At 36.5% G+C, this 20098-nt stretch carries 16 protein-coding genes and 1 pseudogene; 7 read left to right on the top strand and 10 right to left on the bottom strand.

Annotated elements, in window-relative coordinates; translation table 11 throughout:
- The first annotated feature begins 3 nt into the window (after nucleotides 1-3).
- Nucleotides 4-1182, top strand: a complete 1179-nt coding sequence (nhaA, locus tag H560_RS0101970; protein ID WP_027378489.1) for a Na+/H+ antiporter NhaA — start codon at nucleotides 4-6, stop codon at nucleotides 1180-1182.
- Here the strand turns inward: nhaA and H560_RS0101965 are convergent.
- Complete coding sequence (locus H560_RS0101965; RefSeq protein ID WP_027378488.1) at nucleotides 1179-2192, bottom strand: YihY/virulence factor BrkB family protein; 1014 nt, start codon at nucleotides 2190-2192, stop codon at nucleotides 1179-1181. The genes nhaA and H560_RS0101965 overlap by 4 nt on opposite strands.
- Nucleotides 2193-2383: 191 nt before the next feature.
- Here H560_RS0101965 and H560_RS0101955 point away from each other — a divergent pair, with 191 nt between their 5' ends.
- Nucleotides 2384-2857 carry a 23S rRNA (pseudouridine(1915)-N(3))-methyltransferase RlmH gene (locus tag H560_RS0101955; protein ID WP_027378487.1) on the top strand — a complete coding sequence of 158 codons (474 nt, stop codon included), beginning with the start codon at nucleotides 2384-2386 and terminating at the stop codon, nucleotides 2855-2857.
- A gap of 86 nt (nucleotides 2858-2943) precedes the next feature.
- Here H560_RS0101955 and H560_RS0101950 read toward each other — a convergent pair whose 3' ends face one another.
- The 5 genes and pseudogenes from H560_RS0101950 to H560_RS0101930 all read right to left on the bottom strand — a co-directional run bounded on the left by H560_RS0101950 (nucleotide 2944) and on the right by H560_RS0101930 (nucleotide 9436).
- Entirely contained in the window at nucleotides 2944-3759 is an 816-nt protein-coding gene (locus tag H560_RS0101950) for a tetratricopeptide repeat protein (protein ID WP_027378486.1), read from the bottom strand.
- Nucleotides 3756-4322: a phosphatase PAP2 family protein gene (locus tag H560_RS0101945; protein WP_027378485.1), complete on the bottom strand. Its 567-nt coding sequence runs from the start codon at nucleotides 4320-4322 to the stop codon at nucleotides 3756-3758. Before H560_RS0101945 ends, H560_RS0101950 begins: the two co-directional genes overlap by 4 nt.
- A gap of 1 nt (nucleotide 4323) precedes the next feature.
- Nucleotides 4324-4659, bottom strand: a complete 336-nt coding sequence (locus H560_RS0101940; RefSeq protein WP_027378484.1) for a Sec-independent protein translocase subunit TatA/TatB — start codon at nucleotides 4657-4659, stop codon at nucleotides 4324-4326.
- A 332-nt stretch (nucleotides 4660-4991) separates the two neighbouring features.
- Nucleotides 4992-6230: pseudogene (locus H560_RS0101935) on the bottom strand (TCR/Tet family MFS transporter); the annotation flags it as partial.
- Nucleotides 6231-6538: 308 nt separating this feature from the next.
- Nucleotides 6539-9436, bottom strand: a complete 2898-nt coding sequence (locus H560_RS0101930; protein ID WP_027378482.1) for a protein translocase subunit SecDF — start codon at nucleotides 9434-9436, stop codon at nucleotides 6539-6541.
- Between the two features lie 215 nt (nucleotides 9437-9651).
- Between H560_RS0101930 and H560_RS0101925 the strand changes: the two genes are divergently transcribed.
- Nucleotides 9652-11013 carry a PQQ-dependent sugar dehydrogenase gene (locus H560_RS0101925; protein ID WP_027378481.1) on the top strand — a complete coding sequence of 454 codons (1362 nt, stop codon included), beginning with the start codon at nucleotides 9652-9654 and terminating at the stop codon, nucleotides 11011-11013.
- A gap of 160 nt (nucleotides 11014-11173) precedes the next feature.
- Here the strand turns inward: H560_RS0101925 and hemN are convergent, their stop codons facing one another.
- From hemN to H560_RS20940, 4 genes are all read right to left on the bottom strand, one after another.
- Nucleotides 11174-12532 carry an oxygen-independent coproporphyrinogen III oxidase gene (gene hemN, locus H560_RS0101920; RefSeq protein WP_027378480.1) on the bottom strand — a complete coding sequence of 453 codons (1359 nt, stop codon included), beginning with the start codon at nucleotides 12530-12532 and terminating at the stop codon, nucleotides 11174-11176.
- Between the two features lie 108 nt (nucleotides 12533-12640).
- Entirely contained in the window at nucleotides 12641-13537 is an 897-nt protein-coding gene (locus tag H560_RS0101915; protein WP_051289086.1) for a sialate O-acetylesterase, read from the bottom strand.
- A 75-nt stretch (nucleotides 13538-13612) separates the two neighbouring features.
- Nucleotides 13613-14635: a beta propeller repeat protein gene (locus H560_RS0101910; RefSeq protein ID WP_027378478.1), complete on the bottom strand. Its 1023-nt coding sequence runs from the start codon at nucleotides 14633-14635 to the stop codon at nucleotides 13613-13615.
- A 55-nt stretch (nucleotides 14636-14690) separates the two neighbouring features.
- On the bottom strand, nucleotides 14691-16220 hold the full coding sequence (locus H560_RS20940; RefSeq protein ID WP_051289084.1) for an APC family permease: 1530 nt from the start codon (nucleotides 16218-16220) through the stop codon (nucleotides 14691-14693).
- A gap of 165 nt (nucleotides 16221-16385) precedes the next feature.
- Here H560_RS20940 and pnuC point away from each other — a divergent pair, with 165 nt between their 5' ends.
- From pnuC to mltG, 4 genes are all read left to right on the top strand, one after another.
- On the top strand, nucleotides 16386-17054 hold the full coding sequence (gene pnuC / locus H560_RS0101900; RefSeq protein WP_027378477.1) for a nicotinamide riboside transporter PnuC: 669 nt from the start codon (nucleotides 16386-16388) through the stop codon (nucleotides 17052-17054).
- 6 nt (nucleotides 17055-17060) lie between these two features.
- Nucleotides 17061-17711, top strand: coding sequence for a hypothetical protein (locus H560_RS0101895; protein ID WP_027378476.1), 651 nt, complete (start codon nucleotides 17061-17063; stop codon nucleotides 17709-17711).
- A 289-nt stretch (nucleotides 17712-18000) separates the two neighbouring features.
- The gene (gene dapF, locus H560_RS0101890) at nucleotides 18001-18768 is read left to right on the top strand and encodes a diaminopimelate epimerase (protein WP_027378475.1); all 768 of its coding nucleotides are present in this window, start codon (nucleotides 18001-18003) and stop codon (nucleotides 18766-18768) included.
- Nucleotides 18769-18991: 223 nt separating this feature from the next.
- A complete protein-coding gene (mltG, locus tag H560_RS0101885; RefSeq protein ID WP_027378474.1) occupies nucleotides 18992-20017 on the top strand; it encodes an endolytic transglycosylase MltG in 1026 nt (341 codons plus the stop codon).
- The last annotated feature ends 81 nt before the right edge of the window (nucleotides 20018-20098 follow it).

Genomic DNA, 20098 nt, shown 5'->3' with positions numbered 1-20098 from the left:
ATTATGAATTTAACCCTATATTTTAAAAAATTTTTTACGAGCAGTCAATCCTCAGGTATCATTTTGATTTTCTGTGTTTTAGCTTCATTATTAATTGCCAACACTTCTGCAGCTGAAGTTTTTCAGCAGTTTTTGGATCAAAAAGTGGGAACAGATATTTTTGAATTGAAATATTCTGTAAATACCTGGATCAATGATGGATTGATGGCCGTTTTTTTCCTTTTGGTAGGACTCGAGATCAAAAGGGAGCTTGTGGAAGGAGAACTTTCTTCTTTCAAAAATGCCTCGCTTCCGATTTTTGCTGCCATTGGGGGGATGGTGGTTCCTGCCGTTATTTATGCCATCTTCAACGCTGGCACGGCCTATGCAAACGGATGGGGAATTCCTATGGCAACAGATATTGCCTTTTCATTGGCTATCGTTTCTATGTTGGGAAAAAAAGTTCCGAATTCAATTAAAATTTTCCTGGCTGCACTGGCTATTGTTGACGATCTGGGAGCTATTTTAGTGATTGCAATATTTTATACAGATCAAATCCACTGGATGTATTTATTATTATCTTTTGGAGTTACCGCTTTATTATTTTTATTAAACTACTTAAAAGTAACTAAAATTATTTTTTATCTGATTCCGGGACTGTTTTTATGGTATTTCCTTCATCATTCGGGAATACATGCTACAATTGCAGGAGTTTTATTAGCGTTTTCAATACCCACAAATGCATCTGATGTAGAAATTTCACCATTAGAAAAGCTTGAGCACACATTGCATTTCCCGGTAAGTTTTTTAATTATGCCGATTTTTGCCTTGGCCAATACGAATATTACCTTTAATGATGATATGGTTTCCGGATTGTGGAGCACACTGGGCTTTGGTATTATCGGGGGATTAATTGTAGGAAAACTGGCAGGCATCGGTTTATTTTCTTTGCTGGCGATTAAGCTTAGAATCAGCTCTTTGCCTCAAAACAGTAACTGGACACACATGATTGGTGTAGGTTTTCTGGCAGGAATTGGCTTTACCATGTCAATTTTTATTGCACTTCTTTCTTTCAAAGGAGAAATTGAAATACAGGATGAATCTAAATTTGCAATTCTTATCGCTTCTTTTGTAGCTGCTGTTTTAGGATATGTAATTTTAAGCTTAAGTGGTAAAAATCAATTAATTGAAGAAGAAAACTAATCCTTTTTATCGTTATTAATTTTCCAATTATGATTTCCGTCGACATTTAATTCAGGCTCATTAGTGTGGGCATGATACTTCTTTGCTTCTTTTTTAATCTGGTCAGATAACAGCTTTTCGATCCTTAACTTCCTGATTGCCATATTCAATTCATTTCCGAATAACAGGAGATACACATTTACGTTTACCCAAACCATCAACAGAATCATACTTCCTATGGAACCGTACAAAACGTTGTAGCGGGCAATATTTTTGACATACAGAGCAAATCCGTATGTTGTAACCACAAACAGAATCGTTGTAAGGATGGCGCCGGGAATGGCCTGCCTGAACCTTGAAATTCTCACAGTTCCCAGCCAGTAAAATAATGTTAAAAGTATAAAATAAAACAGTGGAAATGATACAAATCCAATGATCTTGGAAAGATTATCTACGAGCCATGAAACATCGTAAACCGGTGTAAATAACTTTAAAACAACTTCGGAATAATATACACCAAAAAGGGTAAGAAAGACTATTGAAATAAACCCGATGGTAATAAAAAACGAAAGGATGAATTCTTTGACATCAGTCATTTTTTCATCTGTATTTTCATTGAATCCATTAATAAGAGAAAAAGTTCCGTTGGTAGCAAAAACCAAAGCCAGAACAATAGTTAAATTACTGATTCCCTTCATATTGGGAATAATATTCGTTTCAATATAACTTCTTACATCCCCTTCCATATTAGATGGGAAAACATTGTGCATCAATACTTCGAAAATATAAAACTGAAGCTTGTCATAGTGAGGCATATAAGGCAAAACAGACAGCAGGAAAAGTAAAAACGGGAACAAGCTTATCGTAAAGCTCCATGAAATAGCAGCAGCCTTTCGCCCTATCTGTCCCTTGAAAATCCCCCTGATATAAATCTGGAACATCTGCCAAAGCGATATCCCCAGCACAGGAATATGAATATCATCAAAAAACTCTTGAATCTTCAAGATAAATCTCGGTAGTTTTATGGCCATTTACTTCAAATATTATCTGTTTATCACAGTTTCTGGAATTACCGAAAAGACAAAAATGAAAATCAGCTTCATCATTTTGGTGTAATTACAAAAGTAATGATTTTTTTAGTTTTAAATTTATACTTACAGATTGGTAATTATGACGTTCTTCAATTTATGAATATCTTTGAGGCAAATTATAAAAATAAAAAATGCAGATCAATTTGCTTTGTATCGGGAAAACTGATGATAAAGAAATTACAACACTTATCAATTATTATCTGAAACGACTTCCAAAGCACTGGAATTTTACCATCATCGAAATTCCGGATGTAAAAAATGCGAAGAATCTTTCTCCTGATCTTTTAAAAAAGGAAGAAGCAAAACTTTTTCAGAATTATATGGATAAAAATGACCTTGTCATCATCCTGGATGAAAAAGGGAAACAGTTTACAAGCCGCGAATTTGCTCAGAAAATTGATGCATGGATGAATTCTTCCGTAAAGAAAATTCACATTTTAATAGGTGGTGCCTACGGCTTTGCTGAAGAAGTTTACACCAGGGCAAATGAAAAAATGTCGCTTTCCAAAATGACGTTTACCCATCAGATGATCCGTCTTTTTATTGTGGAGCAGGTGTACCGCGCTGATCAGATTTTACAGGGAAAACCTTATCATAATGATTAGGGTTTAAGGTTTAAATTTAAGGAATTTGGGTTTGTTCTGTTTTGAGGGTTTCGGCGGCTTCGCCGCCGAAACCCTCAAAACAGAAACTATTTTTTAACCTCACATTTAGAATAATATTCCAGCAAAAGAGGTTTTTCATACCCCAGACTTACCGCTTTATCAAGGGTGGCGCATGCTTCTTTCGGTTTTGCGGTATCAAACAAAATTAATGCTTTATTCACATAAGCCTGTGCAAACTTAGGATCTATGGAAATTGCTTTATTAACATCGGCAAGTGCTTCTTTATTCTTTTTTAATTTATAATAAACATCCCCCCTCCCGCTGTATAAAAGAGATTCCGGCTTTTCTGAAATCAACTGATTATAATCCTTTAAGGCACCTTCCAGATCGCCGCTGTTCTTTTTCAGGTTGGCAAGACCGGTTCTTGCATAAATATTATCCGGTACGAAGCTTAAAATCTGGTTTAAATCCTTAGCTGCCAGATCTTTTTTGCCCAAATTCTCATATACTTTGGCTCGTGTAATATACATATCTGCATTTTCCGGCTCTATAGAAAGACCTTTGTTGAGATAGTTCAAAGCGGCCTGCTTATTACCTTTCTGCCCGTGAATTGACCCCAGATTAGCGTACACAGCAGCTGACATAGGGTTTGCTTTTAAAGCTGATTCGTAGGATTTGAAAGCGGAATTTGTTTTTCCCAATCTTCGCTGGGCAGTTCCCAGATAATTATAATACTCCGATTGGATCTGCTGGATTTTTTCACTTTGAGCCAATGCCGAATATTGTTCCTCAGCACATTTATAATCGGCTTTTTGAAAACATTCTTCAGCCTTTTTTTTATCCTGCGCGTAAAATTGTTGAGAAAAAAAAGCTATTGCTAAAAGAAATAAATGTTTTTTCATGATTGTATAGTTTGCTTGTTGATCACTTTTTTTGCAAGTGCACCGAAAATCACACCCAACAAAGTTCCAACAAACGCCCCTACCAAAATATCTATCGGGAAATGCACTCCTAAATATATACGGCTGTAGGAAATAACTGCAGCCCATACAAATATAGCATAAGGAAACCATTTAAGCTTATTTTTTAATAAAATACTTAAATAAGTTGCCAGAAAAAACGTATTTGAAGCATGGGCAGAATAGAATCCATATTGTCCGCCACATTTTACAATCCTCATGTGATGTTCTAGTGTAGGATCATGGCAGGGTCTTAACCTTTCAATTCCATGCTTGAAAATACCAGCAACCTGATCGGAAACCGTTACCCCAATTGCTACAAATATCAATATAAAAATTAAGGATCTCAGCTTATAATTTTTATATAAAAAATAACAGAAAATAACGTACAGCGGAACCCAGATCCAGGTGCTTGAAATCAGCATCCAAAACTGGTCAAAAGAAGAGCTTCCCAAATTATTGAGAAACAAAAACACTTTCTTATCTTCCTGAATAATCTCCTCCATCCTATCTGCTTACTGGCCCTTCGTATGTTTCATCTTCAGAAGGCTTTGGTTTTGGAGGTTCATTGGAAGCCTGGGGCTCGGTAAGGACATCTTTTTCAATATCTTTCATTGGGTTGAAATCTTTTGCGGCGTCCTTTACTTTCTCTATTTCGCGTTTTATTTCAGAAACCGGGTTATCAGTTTCTTTCATTATTTCGGTTTTGATATCTTCCACCGCACCACGCATTTTTCTTACACCTGATCCCAAGTCACGTGCAATCTGAGGAAGTTTATCCGGTCCGAATAATACTACGATTGCCACAGCAATCAGCGCCATTTCTCCAAAGCTTAGTTCCATGAGAACAAAATTACGAAAGTTTATACAATTGTATTATGTTAATTATCAATTTTAAACAAATTTTAAGAAAAGAGAGACGGTTATGAATGAGAGTTAAAAGTTATTTGTTGTTTATTGGAGGTTATTCCTATAATTTTAATTAAAACTTTTATCCCAACATCATCTATTCATCATTATTTAAATAAGAGTTAATATATAATTAATTCACATCAAATTGATTTAACTTAACTTTTCATTCATCAAAAAATGATAAAAATTTAATCTCCCGATATTCTTTCAAACATTATATTTCCAATGAAATCGGGACATCGCTCTGATGTCTCGGTTTATTTTTATTCCAATAAATCTTTTTTGATTTCTTTATTCTTAAAATTAAAGTAAGTGATAACCACACTTATAGCCATTAATATAAACGCCAGGAAAAATGGTGCCCCCGAGAACTTAAACGGTGCTTTATCATGGGTAAAGAAGTAAAATAAATTGGTCATCATAGGCGGCCCGATGATTGAAGTGGCGCTCATAAGGCTGGTCAATGCGCCCTGTAATTCTCCCTGTTCGTTAGACGGAACACTTTTCGTAATCACGGATTGAAGAGCCGGCCCGCAGATTCCACCCAGGCAATAAGGGATTAGAAATACAAACATCATCCAACCCTGCGTAGCAAAGGCAAACAGCAGCATTCCTACAGCATAAAGCGCCAGACCATAATAAATGCTTTTCTGTTCTCCTAATTTCGGGGTTGTCCACCGGATGAGACCTCCCTGTACAAGGCCAACCAATAGTCCCACAACTCCGAGTGAGATTCCTACCATTCTTTCTGTCCAGCTAAACTCATACATTGTAAAAAAGCTCCAGTTACTCTGAACGGCGTGTCCTGCAATGTAAATTAAAATTAATGATACAATAAGTCCTGAAATTTCAGGATGTTTTCCTAAAAATTTAAATGAACCGATAGGATTTGCTCTTTTCCAGTTGAATTCTCTTCTTTTATCTTTATCCAAACTTTCAGGAAGGATGAAATATCCGTAAAGGAAGTTCAATAAACAAAGTCCGGCCGCCGCATAGAAAGGAACTCTCGCTCCGTAATGTCCTAAAACACCTCCTAAAACCGGCCCGATAATAAAACCAAGCCCGAATGCTGCACCAATTAAGCCAAAATTCTTCGCACGGTCTTCATCTGTAGAAATATCAGCAATATAAGCACTTGCGGTGGTTACACTGGCTCCCGTAATTCCTGCGATCACTCTTCCCAGAAACAGCCACCAGATCGTCGGAGCCAAAGCAAGGAAAATATAATCCACAGCAAATCCGAAAAGTGAAATCAGGATAATTGGTCTTCTTCCGTATTTGTCACTGAGGTTTCCCACAACAGGTGAGAAAATAAATTGTGTAAATGCATAAGCAAAACCCAGCCAGCCGCCATATTTTGCAGCTTCACTTATGTCACTATGAATAAGTTCCTCAATAAGCTTCGGAACCACCGGAATGATAATCCCCCATCCCGTAATATCAATCAGTAATGTAATAAATATGAAGCCAATAGCGGCTTTTTTCTTAGAGTTTTCCATAACTGTGCAAAAGTAAACAAATCAGAAAAAATAATGATTCTAAATTATATAATTGGTGAGTTTTGGTGTTATTGCTTGTTGATAGTTTCTTATTGATAGTTGATAGTTTAATGATAATGTTTTTTGATATCCTTCGACTTCGCTCAGGATGACAATATGAAGATTAAAAACAGTTAGTTTTAGAGCTGCCATCCTGAGCGAAGTCGAAGGACCTATAATTATTTTTTTTAGATCATTGCGGATGACAAGCTGTCGGGCAAAAAAAAGCCTTTCAAATTGAAAGGCTTTTCTCTTATTTATTGTAGTATAAATTATTTTGAAGCAAGTACTTCTTTGTTCGTGGTGGTTTTACCATGAACTTCTTCTTCCTTACCTTTTTTCAGGAAGTCGTAAGCAATAGCCGAAGCTACGAAGATTGATGAATATGTACCGAATCCGATACCGATTAACATCGCAAACATGAATCCTCTCAGGTTATCTCCACCGAAGATAAAGATCGCCAGGATTACTAGGATTGTAGTAAATGAAGTATTGAACGTTCTACCCAAAGTACTGGAAATTGAATCATCAAATAATCCCGCCAATGTAACAGATTTCTTTTCTCTCAGATATTCTCTGATTCTGTCGAAAATAATTACCGTATCGTTGATTGAATACCCCAGCACCGTAAGGATTGCAGCGATGAAATCCTGATTAATTTCCATGTTGAACGGCATATATTTGTGAAGCAATGAATACGCTCCCAAAATGATCACCGCATCGTGGAACAAAGCAGCAACCGCACCAAGAGAGAACTGCCATTTTCTAAATCTTAATAAGATATAGATAAAGATCATCCCCAATGCACCTAAAACTGCATAAATACCATGAATTTTGATATCATCTGCTACAGAAGGCCCTACTTTCTCAGAAGAAATGATTCCTGCGTGTTCTTTGTCAGCAGATTTGAAATCTTTCAACGTCATATTTGCAGGTAGGTTTGTTTTTAAACCTTCAAATAATTTTTGTTCAATGATCTGGTCAGCTTTTAAAGATTCATCTTCGATAAGGTAATCTGTAGAAATTTTCAGCTGGCTGTCATTTCCGTAAGTTTTAGCTTCTACGGAAGAGTTTTTACCGTCTTCAGTCTTAAAAAGTGTTACTAATTTGCTCTCAATATCTTCAGCTTTCACCGGCTTGTCGAATCTTACCACGTAGTTTCTACCCCCTGTGAAGTCGATACCGTATTTGAAGCCGTGTGTAGCAATTGAAATGATGCAAACCACCGTTAAAACAGCTGAGAAAATATATGCATATTTTCTTTTTCCGATAAAATCTATCCATGTATTTCTGAAAAGGTTTTTCGTAGCCAGAGTCCATACAGAAAGGCCTTTCCCTTTGCTTAATCTTGAGAAGATCATTACTCTCGAAAGCAATACAGACGTAAATAATGTCATCGCAATACCAATCATCAGCGTTAATGCGAAACCTTTAATAGGGCCTGTTCCGAAGAAGAACAATACAACAGCCGTTAAGAATGTAGTGGAGTGACCGTCAATAATTGCATTTAATGCATGTTTGAAACCATCCTTATAGGCTTCAAGAATACTTTTTCCTGCGAATAATTCCTCTTTTGTTCTTTCATAAATAATAACGTTCGTATCAACCGCAACAGCCATCGTAAGAACGATACCCGCGATACCAGGAAGCGTAAGCGTAAAGTCGCCGGAATCCATAATACCGAAAATATAGAATAAGTTGATAATCATTGCAATTACCGCATATACACCAGCTCCGCCATAGTAGAAAATGATATACACAATGATAATTCCGAATGCTATAATAAATGATAGTAAACCTGCATCAATAGATTCCTGTCCTAAAGACGGCCCTACTACAGTAGCCTGAACCACTTTTGCACCTGCAGGTAATTTACCGGCACCCAAAACGTCTACCAATTCCTGAGCTTCCTCCTGAGTATAGTTACCCGAGATTCTTGTACTACCGTTAGGAATTACACTTTGTACGTTCGGTGCACTGTACACTCTGTTATCAAGCGTTACAGCTACCGGTTTCTGAATATTTTTTTCTGTTAAAGTTTTCCAGTCTTTTGCACCTTTGGAATCCATCTGCATGCTTACTTCCACTCTTCCAAGCTCGTCGTAAGTAATGCTTGCTTTTTCCACAGATCCGTCTACCGGAGCTTTTTGGTTTATATTTCCTCTGATAGCGTATAATACCAAGCTTTCAGTATCTGCTGCATCAGGCTTATAACCCCACATGAATTGGGTATATTTAAGGTTTGCCGGACGTAAAGACTGTGCAACCTTACTATTTAAAATTTTATTTACAGCAGCTGTATCAGATAATTTTACACTTGCAACAGCACTAGGATTCATAGATTTTCCTCCCTGTGTAATATTATTAAAATTCACATTTTTAGCCACTCCCATAGAATCTCCTTTGATGGCTACCATCGTAGATAATGTCTGGAAATAAGGCACTACTTCAGGATATTGTTGTACTTCCCAGAATTGAAGTTTTGCAGAAGTCTGAAGCATCTTCTTCACCTTGTCGATGTCCTTCATACCAGGCATTTCCACAGAAATTCTAGCAGTACCGGGTACTCTCTGAACATTTGGCTGGATAGCTCCCAACTTATCAATTCTCGTTCTGATAACCTCGAAAGCTGTTCCTACAGATGCATCAATTTTTCTTTTCACAATGCTTTTCACCTGATCATCAGGCGTGTTGTACTTCACTTCAGAAAGAGTGGTATTTCCGAAAATTTCCGGATCTGCTAGCTTCAGATTGGTACCTTTAGCTTTGTTAACAGCATCGAACTGATCAAAGAAATTGTCGATGTAAGATTTTGTGGAATTCTTCTGTACTTCATCAGTCTTGTTTAAAGCTTCAATAAGAACAGGATTTGTAGAATAATTCGTTAAATCATTCACAAGATCTCTCTGGTTGATCTCCAAAAGCACGTTGATACCGCCCTTAAGGTCAAGACCAAGCTTCATTTCCTTGTCTTTGGCTTTTGTGTAATAAAGCTTTGTGTAACCAAGATTCAGAGTATCTTCCTTCAATCGTTTGATCTCCTTCTCGTTTCCGTTCGCAGCTTCAATCTGCGATTCAATTTTGCTGGCGTACCAGGTTGGTAATAGCTCATTTAAGCAAATCAACCCTAGTACAATAGCAACAATTGTAATAAGTCCTTTTCCTTGCATTTTGTTATAACTACGTTAAATTAAGTCGGCAAATATAATCATTTTCTTGTATTTTATGAATTTTTTAACAACAGAAATCGTTTATTTTCAGATATATCGGCATTCTTATTTTTATTTCAGATTTAATAATTTTTCCGGCAGATTATAATGAATTTTTCAAAGATTAATTGGTATGAAATTTTCATTCTGTTTAATACACTAAATATCAAAATATTATGAAAAAACTACTTTTTTTTGCAGGTCTTTTTTCCTGTATTACTTTCCACGCGCAGAATATTACGCTGCAAGAATTTGCCACCGGTTTTACAGCCCCTGTTGAGATTGTAAATGCCAATGACAGCCGGCTGTTTGTGGTTCAGCAGAACGGTATCATTAAGATTGTACAGCCTAATGGCGCAGTAAATCCCACCAACTTCCTGAATATAAGCTCAAAGATCACCTACGGTGGTGAAAGAGGCTTATTAGGACTGGCATTTCATCCGCAATACTCTACCAATGGGTATTTTTTTGTGTATTATAATGACACAGACGGCAATATTACGGTGGCGCGGTATACCAGAAGCTCTAATCCCGATGTAGCAGATCCGGCTACTGAAAAAATCATCATTAATCAATCCAAACCGTTTGATAATCATAATGGAGGAAGCATTCATTTTGCTCCGGACGGCAATTTATGGATCGTAACGGGAGACGGAGGCAGCGGTGGAGACCCGAACAATAATGCTCAGAACAAAAACTCACTTTTAGGAAAATTATTAAGGCTGGATATTAATTCTACAGGGCCTTACAATATTCCTCCGGGAAATCCTTTTGTAGGGGTAGACGGAGCAGATGAAGTCTGGGCTTACGGATTGAGGAATGCCTGGAAATTCAATTTCGATACTGTTTCCGGAAACGTCATGATCGCAGATGTAGGACAGGGACAATTTGAAGAAATCAACAGGGTTCCCCTTACGCAGGCCGGAGTTAATTACGGGTGGAGGTGTTATGAAGGTAACAACACTTACAATACTGCAGGCTGTGCTGCACAATCAACAATGACCTTTCCTGTTGCCGTTTATGACCACTCTGGAGGAAAATGTTCTATAACAGGAGGTTACGTTTACAGAGGAACACAATATCCGGCCTTACAGGGCAAATATGTTTTTGCGGATTACTGCTCTACACAAATCGGAATCTTGAATAATGACAATTCAATTACCTGGACAACAGCATTTTCAGGCAATAATTTTTCAACTTTTGGGGTGAATAATCAAAATGAACTCTTTGTAGCTGCGGTCAACAACGGTAAAATATTCAGGGTAACTTCCACAACGCTTGGAACGCAGGAAAACGAAAATTTAAGTCAGATAAAAATTCATCCAAATCCTGCCTCAGAAAAAGTTTTCATTGAAGGCTTAAAAGACAAGAATATTTCCGCTGAAATCATCAATTTCGAGGGTAGAAAAGTAATAGAATCGGCAAAAATAGAAAATGACAACAGCATTAATATTTCAGGTCTTCCAGCCGGGGTTTATTTTATTAATTTAAAATCCGGAGACCTTAAATCTTACAGTCAGAAACTAATTATCAAGTAAAAATATTTTAAATATTTATTGGCCTCAATCTTTTGGTTGGGGCTTTTTAAATAATGCAAAATGAAAAAAACTGATGAAATTTTATTAATTCTACAATTAAAAATTCATTTTACATATTCTTTTTTTAAACATAAATTAAGTTTAATAGCTGTTTAAAAAATTATATCGTCATTGAAAAAATTCTTGTTTCCGGCTTATTCCTCATCATTCTCAGGTCAAAAACCATTGCTACATTTCTTGTAAAAGCTCTTCCCTTTTCTGTAATCTGAACATGATGTCCATTGATTTCCACAAGCTCATCCCTTTCCATTTCCTTCAGCATTTCCAATGCGTTTTCTAATTCCGGGAAAGAATTATTTACATCAAAAGTCGTTTCAAGCTGACACATTAAATTCAGGATATGTCTTCTTACAGTAAGGTCCTCTTCATTCAGGATATGTCCTTTAACAACCGGAATTTCGCCCTCCTCAACCATTTTCTGATACTCCTCCACCGTTTTCACATTTTGGGCAAAAGCATACCAGGAATCTGAAATAGCAGACATTCCAAGCCCTACCATCAGCTGGGTTTTGCTGGAAGTATAGCCCATAAAATTACGGTGCAGCTTTTTATGAATCAACGATTGGTACAGATCATCATGCTCCAGAGAAAAATGGTCCATCCCAACCTCAATATATCCTAAATCTTCCAATAATTTTTTACCATCTTCATACAAACGGCGCTTTTCTTCACCACTCGGAAGGTCATTTTCATCGAAACCCCTTTGCCCGACACCTTTTACCCACGGAACATGAGCATAAGAATAGAACGCCAGACGATCAGGTTTTAGCTCCATGGTCTTGCGGATGGTATATTCCATGGCTTCCCAGGTCTGGTGAGGAAGTCCGAAAACCAGGTCATGACTGATTCCTCTGTAACCAATCTCTTTAGCCCATTCCGTCACTCTCTGCACATTTTCGAAAGGCTGAATCCTGTTGATAGCCTTCTGAACCTTCGGATCATAATCCTGAACCCCGAAGCTTACCCTTCTGAAACCCAGATCATATAACGTTTGAAGATGTTCTCTTGTAGTATTATTCGGATGCCCTTCGAAAGAAAATTCCTGATGTTCTGCAATTTCCACCGTTTCAAAAATCCCTTCCAATAAGGTTTTTAAATTTTGAGGCGAAAAAAAAGTAGGCGTACCTCCCCCTAGATGCAGCTCTTTCAGCTTCGGTTTTTCATTAAACAGCCGAAGGTACAGCTGCCACTCTTTCAACACGCTTTCAAGGTAAGGAATTTCTACGCTGTGCTGTTTCGTAATGCGTTTGTGGCACGCACAAAAAGTACATAATGCCTCGCAGAAAGGCAGGTGAATATAGATAGAAATTCCCTCTTCTGCATTGGTTTCCTTAAAGGTCCTGATCACACTCTGCTTCCATTGTTCCGGAGAAAAAGAACTTTCGTCCCAATAAGGAACTGTAGGATAAGATGTGTAACGGGGGCCGGGAATATTATATTTATCTATTAAAGAATTCATTAAAATTTTAAATTTATAAGAAAATTCTACAGTGAATTTCGCATTGCAAAATTAGCTATAACTTCTGAATTTTAAATCATGAATTATATTAGGCTTTATCTATCCTAATTATTTTATAATGAGTCTAAATACCGCTTCCGCGAAATTCTTCCCTAAATCAATATAACCTGCGCTGTCATAATGCCATGGATCGTTTCCATAATTGTATTTTACGGTCGAACGAATAATTGCTGCTTTTTTATCATTTTTAACAAATTTTTCCTGAGCATATTGCACCAGCTCACCTGCTGGCCACACTTTTCCCCTTTCATTTTTCCCTGAGTCTGATATTTTTCCGATAACTACAGGTAAATCGTCTGTGAGTAAAGCTGCTCTCATTTGATTCATTAAGATTTTCAAATGATTGTAATAATTATTTGCAATTTCTTCGGTGTAGCTTGCATCGCCTTCACCCTGCATCCAAAGGATTCCGGACGGAATGATCTCATCTTTTTTACCGTTGCCATCAATATCTGTTTCTGCTAAAGCATTTTTTACGGTTTTTAAAAAGTTATCGTATTGATTAATTCCGTTTTTGCCTTTGAAATCGGCATCCCAGCAACCAAAGTTCGCACCAGCTAAAGTATCAATTGAAGTTCCTTCCCTGGCGTATTTTATTAATGCAATTTTGTCATTCGGGAAAAGCTCTTTCATTTTTTTTGCGAAAGAAAGCTCTAAACCGAACCTGTCTGAAAGCACATTGGTTTTTCCATCGGTTTTAAATCCGGTTCCGTTCCCGGGTTTTAAAATATCCCATTTTCCTATTCCCCCGTTTAAATCACCGTCCGGAACAGAATTTCCTTGAAAAATATAGACATCTTTAAAAGTTTTTAAATCATTCGGAAGATCTTTATTATACCCGAAGCCATTCATGTTCGATTGTCCGGCAAGAATGAAAACTCTTATTTTTTGTGTATAAAAAAAAGCAGGAAGTATAAGCAGCAGGAATATTTTCAAATTTCTCATTTAAAAAATTGTATTTAAAATTTAACCAAACAAATATCGAAAAACGTTTTACAGAGAAGTACCTTTAATTTACATTTAAAATTTTAATTTCATCAAAGAAACCTTATCTTTTCCGGCAAGAACAAGTGTATTTCCATCAACCCATTCACAAACAAAAAATCCTTTTTCATCAGAAATTTTCTTCCATGTTTTTCCAAAATCTGAAGAATAGCTGATATGCTGATCGCCCACTGCAATAATTTCTTTTCCTTTTGAACCGGGTTTTATTTTTACACAAGTAGTATAGCCCGCATTTTTGCCCGAAGCCTGGATTTGCCAGGTTTCACCGCCATTGTTTGTTGTAGCAATATTATTGATGTTTGCCTCTTGTTTTGTATAATCTCCACCGACAGCAATCCCAAATCTTGTAACAGGATCCATATCCATAGAATAAATTCCTGTAGAAGAAGTTCCGTTTACAAACTGAACTTCTTTACCAAAGAGCTTTTTACCCATATCATAAGAATAAAACTGTCTTGATTTTTTACCTCCCGTTACAAACCAGAACTCATTATTATGAATAAAGATATTTGTATTGCTTGCAGCGAAAGCAGCCTCACCTTCCTCAATTTCGAATGGTTTTTCACATGATAAAACCTTCCAGTTTTTTCCGCCATCTTCTGTCTTGACAATATTCATACATTTTCCGTAAGGATCTCCCAGAGCTATGCCTTTATTTCCGGAAAAAGCCAAAGCATCATAAAAAGCCGCTTTAGCAGTATCGGTATAAACAATTTCATGCTTTAAACTTTTTTTATCAATCTTAAAAAAATAAGCCGGGCTCTCAATATTTATGGCATAAAATGAATTCTTATCCTGAGCTAATGTGCGAAACTGCAGTTTCTTTTCGGATAACTTAATCTGTTTTTGATGGCTTTTATTTTTTAAATCAATAAAACCGAATTTAGAATCTGTTCCGCTGTACCAGACTTTGTTGTCATAGATTTCCAATGCGCGGATGCTGATTTTATCGTTAAATATTGTTTCAAAGCTTTCAATTTGCTGGGCAAATGAAAATACGCCCAGAAAAAAGAATAAAAATGGTAAAATCTTTTTCATAATTAAACAAAAATAAAAAATCCACAGAATTCTGTGGATTTTAAATGTATATTTTTTATAAATCTAAATCTGGTTTTTCCAAAGGCTCCTGCTCTGCCTTGAAAGTTTCACCGTAGCCTCCGTTTTGAAGCTTAGAGTGTTTTTTACTGTAAAGGAAATAAATCACAAACCCGATTGCCAGCCACGCCAGAGAATACATTTGTGCCTCTTTGCTTAAGTTGATAATCAGATAAACGTTGATCGCAATACCCGCACAGGCAATTACCGGCAATGCAGGAACTTTGAAGTTTCTCTGCAGGTTCGGTTCTTTTACTCTTAATACCCAAACTGCAACACAAACCATTGTAAACGCGAATAGTGTTCCGAAACTCGTCATGTGAGCAAGGTCATTAATTGGTGTTAAAGAAGCAATAACAGAGATTACAATTCCTAAAATGATAAGGTTTTTTCTTGGAACCCCTGTTTCAGGATTTACTTTTGCAAATGTAGAAGGTATCAAACCATCTTTAGACATTCCTAAGAAAATTCTGGACTGTCCCATGATCATTACCATCAATACAGAAATCAAACCAACCGTTGCAGCAATTGTAATGATATATCCGGCCCAAGCCTGGCCTGCAATATCAAATGCATACGCTACCGGTGCTTTAATGGCATCAGGATATTTCCCAAGCGGGTTAAAGTCTGTATAATGCATCATCCCCGTTAAAACAAGAGATACTAAAATATATAAAAGTGTACAGATAATCAATGAAGCAATGATAGCAAAAGGTACATCTTTCTTAGGATTAATAGCTTCACCTGCCTGCGTGGAAACCGCATCGAATCCTACATAAGCAAAGAAAATAGCAGAAGCTCCGGCTACCACCCCGCCCAGACCGTAGGCTGTGTGGGAAACCCCGTTTTCTGTAATTACCGTAGGCTCAGGAATGAAAGGTGTCCAGTTTTCCGGGTTGATGAAGAAAGCTCCGGCAATAATCACGAATATAATAGCGGAAACTTTAAGGATTACGATAAAGTTATTGGCTTTAGCAGCACCCTTTGTTCCTCTTAAAAGTATCGAAATTACAAATAACACGATCAAAAATGCAGGTAAATTCATTGAAAAACCTGAGTTTCCGGCTGCAATATACGTTTGAGGATCCGTAGTAAGATAATCCGGAAGGTGCAGCCCAAACATTTTGAGGAGCTTACCAAAGTATCCGGACCAAGAAACGGCGACCGTCATTGAACCCATAGCATACTCCAAAATCAATCCCCATCCGATGATCCAGGCGAAAATCTCCCCCACCGTTCCGTATGCATACGCATAAGCAGAACCTTCAACCGGAAGAATAGAAGCAAACTCCGCATAGCATAGAGCGGCAAACACGCAAGCAATCCCCGCAATTACGAAAGAAAGCGCCAATGCAGGTCCTGCATTATAATAAGCTCCCGTTCCTGTAAGTACAAAGATTCCTCCACCTATAATAGCTCCGATCCCAATAGCAGTAAGGCTCCATTTTCCTAAAACACGCTTCAGCTGGCTCTTTTTGATATCAGCCTCATACGCGCTCATTGGTTTTTTAACCCAAATTTTTGACATATTTTATTATTTATTAAAGATTTACGAAAATATAAAAATTTTAGAAACCTTAACGTTTATTCATAAACTTTAATCATTTATTTTAAAAGAAAAAATTTAAAAAACTGATTTTCATAATATTTAAATCATTTTCAGGTGTCTGAATTTTTGTTTATTTTTGATCACATGAATGTATACGATCTTTTCGTAAAGCCCTATGAAAGCTACACTTTGCTTCAGATTTTCCTAGAATCATTTGCATCAGTATTCGGGATTCTGAGCGTCTATTTTTCCATCAAAAAAAATATCTGGGTTTACCCTACCGGTATTGTCTCTACGCTTATTTATGTTTATATATTATTTAACTTCGGATTGCTGGGAGACTGTATGATTAACGTCTATTATACTGTAATGAGTGTATATGGATGGGTTCTCTGGGCAAAGAACTCAAAAGATCACGTTCATGTGGATGTTACATGGACTACAAAAAAAGAATGGGGGTACGGGATTTTACTTTTTGCCTTAAGTTTAATCTTAGTAACTGTAATCTATTATTACAAACCTTATATTGATAATCAGTTTTCTATGGAAGGTGCTAACCTGGGGCTGTATCATCTGGATTGGGGAAACTGGATGGATGTGGCAACCACTTCAATATTTTTAGTCGGGATGTGGTTTATGGCCAAAAGGCGCATTGAGAACTGGATTTTCTGGATCATCGGAGATTTTATTTGCATGCCGATGATGATTTATAAGGGACTTGGAATCACTTCGGTGCAATATTTGGTATTTACTATAATGGCTATCCTCGGATACCTTAATTGGAAAAAAAGTTTAAAGAAAAAAAGTTTATAAAAAGTCATGAAAAATTTATTTAAAATAGCATTTAGCATCATAACTATCGCTAGTTTAACATCTTGTGCGGTTTATTCCGATCCTTATGCCGGTGGCGGTTATGGAGACCCTTATTACAATAACGGATATTATTATGCTCCTCAGGGATATTATGGTAATGGCGGATATTGGGGGAATGACGGGTATTATTACCGAAATGATGTTAATTACTATTACGACAACGGAGTACCTTATTATTACTACGATTATAATAACTCAAGAAGAAAGGTATATGTAGAAAGAAGATCATCCGGTGGTACGACTTCCGCAAGACCGAATAACGGTTTCAGAGGAAACTCAAACAACGGCGGATTCAGACAGAACAGCGGGCAAAATAACGGCAGCTTCAGAAATCAACAGAATACCCAGAGACCCCAGAATAACAGCGGAGGTTTTAGAAATAACTCTTCCAACGGAAATTCCAACAGCGGATTCAGAAATAATTCTTCCAACAGCAGCAGTTCGAACAGTGGCAGCTTCAGGAACAATTCGTCTAATAACAGCAGCTCGAATTCAAACAGCGGCGGATTTAGAAATTCCGGGTCCAGCTCCCAGCAGAACTCATCTTCTTCTCAGCAGAATAACAACTCGAACAGAAGCGGAGGCGGATTTAGATAATAACGATTATAAATAAGAGAACGGACAGCTAACACTGTTCGTTTTTGTTTTAATTGTAGTAATTTTGCATGTTCAATTTTAAGCAGAATATTAAACTTTCAACCATAAAAGAAAACAAAAGATTAACACATTAGTTATTTTAAGTTTATTATTAACCACATTAGTTTAAAAAAATCTTTGATTTTTATTCTTTTTGAGAATTTTTTGTTTCTACTAAATAATACTGAAAATATCTTTGTCTCTTTTATGGTTAAAAAAATTAATTTTTAAGCAAATATTAAATCAAGATATGGAATTCTATAAATATCAGGGTACAGGAAATGATTTCGTAATGATAGACAACCGTTCCGGAGAATGGAATGATCTTTCAATTCCCGATATCCAAAAACTTTGTGACCGCCGTTTCGGAATTGGTGCAGACGGTCTTATTAAAATCAATACTGCAGAAGGCTATGATTTTGAAGTTGATTATTATAATTCAGACGGTTCGAAAAGCTTTTGCGGCAATGGCGCCCGATGCTCGGTTGCATTTGCTTTTTTCCTTGATATTTTTGAAGGAAACTGTAAATTTATTGCCATAGATGGTGAGCATGAAGCTGAAATCCACAACGGGATTGTAAAATTAAAAATGAGCGATGTAAAAGCCATTTCCAATGACGGAACGGATACGGTAATGAATACCGGCTCGCCACATTACGTAAAATATGTTGAAGATTTGGTGAATTACAATGTTTTCGCACAAGGAAAAGACATCAGAAATTCCGAAAATTATAAGGAAAAAGGAATCAATGTGAACTTTGTGGAAAAAATTACGGATGATGAAATTTTCGTAAGAACCTATGAACGAGGTGTTGAGGACGAAACATACAGCTGCGGAACAGGAGTTACAGCTTCGGCTTTAACTTTTCTGCAAAATAACAATCTAATTTCTGTAAAAGTTAAAACTTTAGGTGGAAATCTTAAAGTATATGCTGAAAAAAGCGGAAATTCTTTCCAGAACATCTGGCTGGAAGGTCCTGCAAAACAGGTTTTTAAAGGAAAAATTGATCTTATTTAGTCTGTTTAAATTTTTTGATAAATATTTAAAACATTAAGGAATTAAGATTTATGCTTAATGAACTTTAAAAAAGCAATTTATTGATTCTTAATTTTAGCAATATTTTAAACGCTTAAATTCTTAATGTTTAAAATAAAGAATAAACAAAGTTTATTTATATTAAGGAAATTAACAGTATAAATATAAACAGTTTTAAAAACAGAAACTTTTAATCAAATAATAAATGAAAAAAGCTATTCTCATTGTTATCCTTCTTGTTGTTGTGATAGGAGGATTTTTAGGTTTGAGATTTTATAATAAATATTACGGGAACAATATCGAAAAAGACGGATATGTTTTGATTCCTCATGAAGCGAGCTTCAAACAAATCCTGGATTCTGCAGCCAAATATGTGGATAATAAAGAATCTTTCGAAGCCGTATCCAAAGAAAAAGATCTCGATAAATATTTCAAGCCGGGCCGTTATCATTTTCAGAAAGGAATGGGTAACTCCAATCTTGTAAATATGATAAAAGCAGGAAATCAAACCGAGAATAGTTTCAGAATTGGTGATTTTGGAGACATTTACCAGATGGTAGGTAAGGTAACCAAAAAAACAGAGCTGGATTCTTTAAAATTCATGAACGATCTTAATGCAATCGCCCTTGAAAAAGGCTACAAAAACGCTGAAGATCTTAAAAAATATTTCTTTATTGATACTTATAATTTTTTCTGGACGGTAACCCCGAAAGAATTTTTCAAGAAATTTGATGACCAGTACAACGAGTTCTGGAACAGTGAAAGAAAAGCTAAAGAGCAGCAGTCCGGCCTTACGAGAGACCAGATTTATGCCCTTGCTTCCATTGTTTATAAAGAATCAGGAGGTAAAAAGGATGAGATGAAAACCATCGCCGGGCTCTACCTGAACCGTTACAGAAAAGGCATGAAACTGCAATCTGACCCTACGGTAATATACGCGATCAATAAACAGACAAATTTTAAGGAACCTATAAAAAGGGTTTTATACAAGCATTTAACAACACCTTCGCCTTACAACACCTACGCCAATGCAGGCATTCCTCCGGGACCGATCTGTGTGGTAGATAAAAATTCTGTAGATGCAGTTTTAGATGCTGAAAAGAATGATTACATCTTCATGTGCGCGGATCCGGCAAGGTTTGGTTATCACAAATTTACGGCCAGCGCAGAGCAGCATGCCATCAACGCAAAAGCGTACCAGGACTGGCTGAATTCTAAAAATATAAAATAGAAAATAAATTTAACTTTATTTTAACAAATTAATAATTAACATTTAGCTTTTTAAAGCGACATATATAGTTACAAATAATAA

The organism is Chryseobacterium daeguense DSM 19388, from assembly GCF_000430825.1.
In the GTDB taxonomy this organism is placed as follows: Bacteria; Bacteroidota; Bacteroidia; order Flavobacteriales; family Weeksellaceae; genus Chryseobacterium; species Chryseobacterium daeguense.
Note: the sequence above shows the minus strand (reverse complement) of the source record. Positions and strands in the feature narration are given on the sequence as shown.